The sequence below is a fragment of the Lactobacillus kimbladii genome, from assembly GCF_000970755.1.
In the GTDB taxonomy this organism is placed as follows: Bacteria; Bacillota; Bacilli; order Lactobacillales; family Lactobacillaceae; genus Lactobacillus; species Lactobacillus kimbladii.
This window is the reverse complement of record NZ_KQ034007.1, coordinates 1,875,306-1,883,296: the sequence shown is the minus strand read 5'-3', so window position 1 is coordinate 1,883,296 and position 7,991 is coordinate 1,875,306. Positions and strand designations below refer to the sequence as shown.

The 7,991-nt window shown below is 36.6% G+C and carries 5 protein-coding genes; all 5 read right to left on the bottom strand.

Annotated features, from left to right (window positions below; all coding sequences use genetic code 11):
* On the bottom strand, nucleotides 1-1,684 hold a 1,684-nt coding region (locus tag JF75_RS09135; protein WP_046332743.1), incomplete at its 3' end, for a BspA family leucine-rich repeat surface protein.
* A 469-nt stretch (nucleotides 1,685-2,153) separates the two neighbouring features.
* Complete coding sequence (locus JF75_RS10820) at nucleotides 2,154-2,273, bottom strand: SLAP domain-containing protein (RefSeq protein WP_379859288.1); 120 nt, start codon at nucleotides 2,271-2,273, stop codon at nucleotides 2,154-2,156.
* A 212-nt stretch (nucleotides 2,274-2,485) separates the two neighbouring features.
* Nucleotides 2,486-2,809, bottom strand: coding sequence for a hypothetical protein (locus tag JF75_RS09125; protein ID WP_046332741.1), 324 nt, complete (start codon nucleotides 2,807-2,809; stop codon nucleotides 2,486-2,488).
* Nucleotides 2,810-3,051: 242 nt separating this feature from the next.
* Nucleotides 3,052-3,435, bottom strand: a complete 384-nt coding sequence (locus tag JF75_RS09120) for a hypothetical protein (RefSeq protein ID WP_046332740.1) — start codon at nucleotides 3,433-3,435, stop codon at nucleotides 3,052-3,054.
* A 214-nt stretch (nucleotides 3,436-3,649) separates the two neighbouring features.
* Nucleotides 3,650-7,768 (bottom strand): BspA family leucine-rich repeat surface protein, encoded by a 4,119-nt coding sequence (locus JF75_RS10445; RefSeq protein WP_052726915.1) that lies wholly within the window; start codon nucleotides 7,766-7,768, stop codon nucleotides 3,650-3,652.
* Nucleotides 7,769-7,991: the final 223 nt, after the last annotated feature.

The following is a 7,991-nucleotide window of genomic DNA, read 5'->3' as shown; positions in this document are numbered from 1 at the left end:
CTTTGCCTTTTTCGTCTTGGAAGAAGACGGTGACGTTGCTTTCTGTATCAGGCTCGTAAACAAAAACAACGTTTTGCTCAGTCAGGTCATCAGAATATGAAATTTCTGTAGAGTACTGACCAGCAACGTTTGGATCGAAGTCAACCTGCTTGCCGTTAACCCAAACTTTAACGAGAGTATAGCCTTTTATCTCATCAGCTGTAACCGTCGTAGACTTTTTGGAAGTAACACTAGTTATAAAGTCATCTTTTAAAGTTTTTCCGTTCGGGTCATGATAAGAAACAGTGAGCGTCTGAGACTGTATTTGTTCTTTTCCAAAAACAAAAGTAACATCTTGATTAGCGCAAATATTAGGTTGTTCATTATTAATTGATAGTTCGAAATTTACGATATCTTCAGCAGAACCAGGTGTAACTTCGCTTCCGTTTATGAAAATCTTCTTCAAAGTGTAATTAGTAATGTTTGCATTCTTATAACAGTCAAAATCTTCAGGAGCTTTAGATGTCCCTATGTCACCGACCTCAACAGTATCAGGTACAATTTTGCCATTCTGATCAGTAACCTGATTACCTTTCTCATCACGAAAATGAACAAAAACCGGATTAGCTATAGTTGATATAAAGGTATCAGAAATGTTATTACTGTGATAATTTTTTTCAATATCTTCTGATCTCCATTTTTCAGTACCTTCAGGGTTACTAATACTTCCAGATCCTAAGCTGTTCCAGCGCGCTTTATTCTGAAAATCGGAAAGGCCAATTTTATTATCCTTTCCTAATACCAATACTTTTAAGCTTTCCAAGGTAAGTAACATTCCCGCGACGTTTGACGTGTTAGCCATATTAAAGCTGTGAATATCTAAGTACCTTAAATTAATACAATTGTGAAACATGTTGTACATGCGTGTCACTTTAACAGTATTAAAGTTTGATAAATCTAATTTAAGCAACATTGTTGAATCGGAAAACATTTCCGACATATCTGTTACTTCTGAAGTATCAAGATTGTCCAAACCTTCAATCGTTTTTAATTTGGTTAAGCCATGAAATAAGAACTTGACTGATCCAGATAACTTAAGCTGACCGTCTATTTTGATATCAGTAATATCTAGTGGATTAACTCCTGCAATATATCCCGTATCTGAGGTTCCCAAAATTGGGTTAGGATTACTAACTGCAACTGGCTTTTCTTTGGTACCGCCATAAATTGTCAACGATTTTTGAGTGGTATCATAACTGACTTTTATATTGTTCCAATTGCTTTCGACAATATTAGGGTTCTCAGTATCTCTTTTACTAATATCACTATCAACTAAATCAGTATTATTTTTCTCAGAAGCAGCAGATGAATTTGCTGAATTGTCATTGTCATTGATGTTGTTGCTATCATTTGTCTCTTGACTTGAATTACTGTTATTTAATTGTTGATCATTAGCAGCATCTTTATCCATAGTTTCTGATTGTTCTGTTTCGAAAGAATCAGTCGAAGTAGATTCCGTAGGAACTGCTTTAGAAAGCTGAGTTTTACTGCTACTTTGGACATTTTGTGCCATTAGATACCCTGCCGATAAGCTATCGGCTTTAACTGCCTTAGGGTTAGCACTGAAAAATCCTATAGCTGCGGCTGTCATGCCCCCAACAAACAACTTTTCTCCTTGTTTATATATATTCTTGTGTGTTTTCATATAAATCCTCTTATAATCAGGTTTTTATTACGCATTTAGTATATTGCGGGTTTTTTTGAAAGTCAACGCGACTTTTAGAGATGAAAAATATTTTATATTAAATTTGATAGAACGTTATTTTATTTACTTAAAGTTAAACTGTCCTTTTTGCACACATACCAAAAGATGCATAATTTATATACAAGTATACTAATATTGCTAATTTGTGATAAAATACAAGTTTAGCTATGCTGATTTTTTAGTGTCTAATAGTAGATATTGCATTATTAATAAAAGTAATTACTATTTTTATTTTAAGTTATAAAAAAAGAACTCAATAAGCAGCACTGACTACTGGCTTAATTCTGTTAAAATATTATTACTTTGTAAAAGATTACTTTCTTAACAAATTGGTTCTTACCTATGATATAGTAAAATTAATTATTAAACTTAATGGTACTGCAATACACTTTTATCTGTTGATTTTTCTTTAATAATTTATTATTAATTTGTTTGGCTTTTTAGTGTAAATATAAGCATTGTGTTTCAGTTTACGTTTAACACCTGAAACGTTGCTGACTGAGCCACTATTTGTGTTCTTTGTATATATATGTGCTCTAAGATTTTAGTTGGATCGGTTGGGATATCATTTATCTTTATAGGTTTTGCAACAGTACAAGTATAACCAGCTCTATTCTTAACTGGCACTTCAAAAGGTTCTTTATCCAAGAATACATAACCATCTGGTGAAATTTGGTTTCCGCTTTAGTTCTCATAATGTACTATAACGTTATAGCGAATAAATTCATCTTTAGTTATTTTTTAATAATTGTCTACTTTATCTTGTAATGTCCAAGGTAATTTTGACGAATCTAAGGATAGACTGTTTTCAAGTTCTTTTTCAGTTCCATTACCCACGTTCATCCATGTATTGGTATAGCCATTAGTAAGTAGACTTGTACCTTCAAATTTATTCGTTCTACTGATACTTATGGCGCATAAACTATCCAATCCTGCAAGTATGTTTATAGTTTTATTCTTATCCTTATTCTTCAAGCCCGTCAAATCAACAGGCACATTTGTCATGTCAAAATTTTTGGTATCAAGCTTTTGCAATGAGTTACAGTAAGTAAACATATTAGACATGTCAGTAACTTTAAAAGTATCGGGATTGTCAAGTCCTTCTATTGCGATTAATTAGTTAAGTCCATTAAAAAGTGCACTGGCAGATCCATAAATTTTAATAGTTCCTTTAAACTTAATTTTCTTGATGTCAGTATCGTTTTTAACTCCCTTAATGTGAAAAGCGTAGTCTATATCATTATTTTCATTATGAAATAGTATCATTGTAAATAGTTAATAAACCTTGTGTTTTATCCCATTCCAGTTTAGATCAGGAGTAGGAGTGGCGTCTTTTTAGTTTCATCTTCTTCTAAAGTAATAGGAGAGTTAGAAATTTTTAATCTTGTAGTTACTGTGGAAGGTTCTGTATTAGCGCTATTGTTGTCTAAGATGTTGTTATTAGTATTATTATTTTCTGCAGCATTAGTGGAGCTAGAATTCTCTGAAATTTTGGTTGCCATAGAAGTATTTGAGTCATTTTCAGTATTATTTCCATCCGTATTAATAATATTCTTAGTAGAATTAGGATACGTATTGCCATTACTGGACACTGTATCGGCCTTAACAGATTCAGGATTAGTTGCAAGTAAACCTAGAACAGTAGCAGCGATACTAGTAAATAAATATATAATAGTAAAAAGTTTCTTCATATCTTATTTAGGACAAAGTTTTTATAGCATATAAAAACGTCTCTCAATTACTAAAATTTTGAGAGACGTTTATAAAGAATGTGCTTTTGCTAATTAATAAAAGCTAGCTTTCTTTCGATACTTGCTTAACTGTAAATCATAATGCGTTTATGACTACTATTGTGAGCTATATAAATTAGGCTATATCCTACGCTTAAAAAGTTTTTGTTTTGAATTAGTCTTTCTTACGCTCAAGCCAAGCAGCACCTAGAGCGGTGGCCAAGGCCAAACCTCCTAGTGCAAGCATGGCTAAACTGTTGTGCTTTTCGGCACCAGTTTGCGGCAATGAATTAGTTTTGCTGTCCTGATCCAGCTTGCCTTTTTGTGGGTCAGCGCTAGCCGTCTTGTTTAATTTGCGGGCTGCAGCTGCCAGTAGTTTAGCAGGGCGGTTAGCCTGATGCTTGTTAGCTGTGAGACCTTTGATTGATTTGGTGGCAGATTTTTGATCATGTTTGCTTATGCGGTGCTTTTTATGTGACTTCTGGGTAGACTTTTTATTTGATTTCTTGCTGTTCGGGATTGGCGTAGGCCTATTATTGTTATTGTTAACTGTATTGCTACCATTACTGCTATTTAATCCTGAACCATTTGAATCACTGGAACCGTTTGGAGTGATAGAACCATTAGAGTTGCTAGAACTGTTAGAGTTGTTAGAACTGTTAGAACTATTCGAACTCTCAGAGGTGTTGGAAGCGTTAGAACCAGTGGAGCTATCAGAGCTATTAGAGTTGTTAGAACTGTTAGAACCGTTAGAACTATCAGAGCTGTTGGAACCATTAGAGCTATCGGAGCTGTCAGAACTGTTAGAACCATTAGAGCTGTTAGAGCTGTTAGAACCGTTAGAACTATCAGAGCTGTTGGAACCATTAGAGCTATCGGAGCTGTCAGAACTGTTAGAACTATCAGAGCTGTTGGAATCGTTAGAGCCGTTAGAACCATTGGAGCTATCAGAGCTGTTGGAGCCATTAGAGCTATTGGAGCCAGTCGAACCAGTTGAACCTTCAGAGCCAGTTGAACCTTCGGAACCAGTCGAACCAGTTGAACCAGTTGAGCCTTCGGAACCAGTCGAGCCAGTCGAACCTTCGGAACCAGTCGAGCCAGTTGAGCCTTCGGAACCAGTCGAGCCAGTTGAGCCTTCGGAACCAGTCGAGCCAGTTGAGCCTTCGGAACCAGTCGAGCCAGTTGAACCTTCGGAACCAGTCGAGCCAGTTGAACCTTCGGAACCAGTCGAGCCAGTCGAACCTTCGGAACCAGTCGAGCCAGTCGAACCTTCAGAACCAGTCGAGCCAGTTGAACCTTCGGAACCAGTCGAGCCAGTCGAACCTTCGGAACCAGTCGAGCCAGTCGAACCTTCGGAACCAGTCGAGCCAGTTGAACCTTCGGAACCAGTCGAACCAGTTGAACCTTCGGAACCAGTCGAGCCAGTCGAACCAGTTGAACCTTCGGAACCAGTCGAGCCAGTTGAACCTTCGGAACCAGTCGAGCCAGTTGAACCTTCGGAACCAGTCGAACCAGTTGAACCTTCGGAACCAGTCGAGCCAGTTGAACCTTCGGAACCAGTCGAACCTGTTGAATCATCAGAGCCAGTGGAGCTGTTAGAACCACTGGAAGTACCGGAGTCATTACCCTTACCAGCATTACTCTTTTCATATCCAAAGGTAATAGTTTGAGGATCATTAGTAAACTTTAGTTTACTCAACGCATCTTCATATTTATCTGTGGCGTATTTGTTGCCATTAATTTCAACGTAAGCAAGTTTGTAGGTAGGCAACTTTCTGGCTGTGATTGGAATAACCACGTCATTACCAGCAGTACCGAATTGATAATCGTTTGGTGAGAGTTTGGCGGTTTTATCGTCCTCAAATTGATAATTAATGGTAATACTGCAAGGATTTGGAATTTTATTAATATTAACATACACATCATAATCCTTACTGCCATCATAATTTTCCATTAAATCAGCACCAGTCCAATAATGAGCTTTAGGCTGAAGACCACCGTTATCTTCATTAACTCCCATGTTAACCCAGATATCTTCTTCATCATGGCCGTCCTGATTGTGACCTAAACCACCGTCCCCATATGTATTTACGACTTTTTTCAAATCATTTCTTCTGCCTAGCATAAGCACTTCAAGGGATGGAAGAACCCTAAGCATATCAACAATAGATGATGAATTTTTCATATCAAAACTACTAAGATCAAGTTTTGCTAGTTTATCACAGCCTCGAAACATGGCATCATATTTAGAAACTTTTCTGGTATTAAAGTTGTGTAGATCCAAACTGGTTAAATTTGAACATTGCCAGAACATATTAGTCATATCACTCACAGCTGCCGTGTTGAAGCTAGTGACATCTAAACTTGTTAAAGACTTACAATTTACAAACATATACGACATATTAGTTACTTTGTCAGTATTAAAATGACTAAAATCTATTGCAGCTAATTTAAAACAATCATTAAACATGTTATTCATATCAAGGACGTTTGCAGTATCAAAATGACTAACATCAATGTTAGTTAATGATTGACAATCATCAAACATGTATTTCATGTCAATAACGTTAGAGGTATTGAAAAGAGAAGGACTAAATTTTATACTTGCTAATTTTTTGTCGTAGTAAAACATCCGGCTCATATCACGGACATTTTTAGTATCAAAATTGCTTAAGTCTAAAGTGGTTAAGTTATCACAGCTACCAAACATACTTTCCATACCAGCACGAGATAGTTTTTCAGGAACATTTCCGACATTAGCAGTATCAAATTTAGACAAATCAAGTGAAACTACTTGTTTGCAGGAAGCAAACATTCCTGTCATATCTGTGACTTTGCTAGTATCAAATTTGGATATTAATTTGTTTATACTATCAGTAGTAATTGGAATACCAGCAAACATTTTACTCATGTCAGTAACATTTGCGGTAGTAAAGTTATCAGAGGCAATAATGTCTGTCAATTTGCTAGAACCTCCAAACATATTGGCCATATTAGTTACTTTAGCAGTATTAAACAGTGATAAGTCTAACTCAGTTATGTACTCACAACCGCTAAACATTCCCTTCATATTTTGAACACTATCGGTAACAAAGGTAGTCGGTAGATTTAATTTAAGCAAATTACGACAAGCACCAAACATATATGACATATCTGTCACTTTTGATGTGTTAAAGCTTGAAACGTCTAACTTAAGAAAACTTTGACAACTATAAAACATATATGCCATGTTTTCAACATTAGAAGTGTTGAATTTGGTTACGTCAATAGACCAAACTTGATTACAGTTATAAAACATGTATGACATGTCTGTCACTTTATCTGTTTTAAAAGTAGCTGGGAATGCAAAGCTACGAAGTCCGCTGCATTCTTGAAACATATGCGCCATGTTTGTGACATTTGAAGTATCAAAGTGAGATAAATCTAACTTAGTTAAAGATGCGTCACTATCAAACATGTGTGACATGTCCGTCACTTTTGTGGTTATGAAAGAAGTTGAACTAGATAAATCGATATTCGTTAGTTTTTTATTTTCACTAAACATGTTTTCCATGCTGGTAACTTCAGAAGTATCAAGATTATCTAGCCCCTTGATGGTTTCTAATACCCCAAGACTAGTAAACAGATCATTTGCAGAGCCAATAATTTTGAGTTTGCCAGTGATATCAATTTCTTTAATGTTAGCGGCTAACACTGGATTTTGTCCACTTAAATTGTAGAATAGGCTGATAGAATGATTGTCACTGTTATCGATAGTGCCACCACTAATTTTTAATATATCACCTTCATCATCAAAACTGATATCTATCCCTTGCCATTTAGTTGGGAAACTTTCCCTAGTAGCTTTAGCAGGATCAAATTGTGCAGAGCCTTCTTCTTGCTTGTCAGCTTTTGCATCGTCTGTGGTGCTTGGATCGTTGGTATTGCCTGCAGCTGCATCTGCACTATTTTCACTTGCTGTGCTGCTATTGGCTCCAGCCTGGACTTGTCCAGTTTCTGGAGTGCTGCTTGAAGTGCCTGCATTATTTTCACTGCCAGCAGTTTGATTGTCACTCTTTTGGTCAGTGTGGTTATCAGCAGCTGCTTCACCCTCAGTCTCTGAACCGGTTTCACTTTGATAGTTCAACTTAGTCTTGACTGCTCTTCTCGGAGTCTTCTTAGTGGCACGGGTGCCATTCTGATTAGCTGCCTTGACCGTCTGGGGCTTAGCATTAATTAAGCCTAAAGCAGCTGCGGCCACGCCGCCGAGCAATATTTTTTCTCCTTGCTTGTTAGCATTTTTATGTGTATTCATAAAATTCCTCTTCTAAACTGCATATTAATATAGGTTTAGTATATGGCTGGCTTAGGCAAAAGTCAAATTCAGCTAAGCTAAACCGAAAGGCGTCCTATATTTGATAATATAGGACGTTTTTTATTTGTCAGAATTTATTTAGTCTTTCTTGCGCTCAAGCCAAGCAGCACCTAGAGCAGTGGCTAAAGCCAAACCGCCTAGGGCCAGCATGGCCAAACTGTTA